The sequence below is a fragment of the Alkanindiges hydrocarboniclasticus genome (assembly GCF_001982605.1).
Lineage (GTDB): Bacteria > Pseudomonadota > Gammaproteobacteria > Pseudomonadales > Moraxellaceae > Alkanindiges > Alkanindiges hydrocarboniclasticus.
The window spans coordinates 1-698 of sequence record NZ_MLCN01000091.1; the positions used below are offsets into that span (position 1 = coordinate 1).

At 32.2% G+C, this 698-nt stretch carries 1 pseudogene; it reads right to left on the reverse strand.

The features are described from left to right. Window positions 1-698, reverse strand: a pseudogene (locus BKE30_RS15685) (hypothetical protein); the annotation flags it as partial.

Here is a 698-nt window from a genome sequence, read left to right on the forward strand (position 1 = left end):
ACTTCAATATTAAATACTTTTGTACATGCAAAGTGGTTTTGTGGATTTTGCAGATACTGAACTATTTCCTTTAAGAAAGGATATTTTTCTATATCTCCAACTCTTATAGAATCATCCAATGGCCAATGATCTTCTGGAAGAAATTTATTTTTGTAAGCTTTTAAAACCAAGTGAGCAATATAATAAATTTTTAATTCGTTATTACGTGTATCAATAATCATTGAAACAAATTCACCATCTGTTGAAAGATAAAAAACATTCTCAATATGTGTTTCCATTAACGGATCTACAGAAATAACCCCACCGATACTTCCGTCACTAAATAGTACCTGATCACCATCTGTTAAATTTGCAGCAACTTCCCAACCTGCTTTATGTTCCGTACTAATATTTTCATTAATCCAGATTAAGTGATTTGAAGTTAATATTTTTGCATGAATCTTTGAAGGAACCATTCCCGCAAGATTCATTGTTGGCGAAAAAGGGTCATCTTCTGATGGTGGAATATAATTATCTATATATCTTAATAAGAAGATTTTCTGCTTCTCTATAGACGTAAATATATTTATTATCGGCTGATAAGAAATTTCACTTTCCCATTTAGACTTGGATAAAACCCTATCCCCAACTTTAAAATCCTGAATGGGTACTAAGCCTTTATCCGTATGAACCAGTGTCCCTGCCACAAAACCACTTTG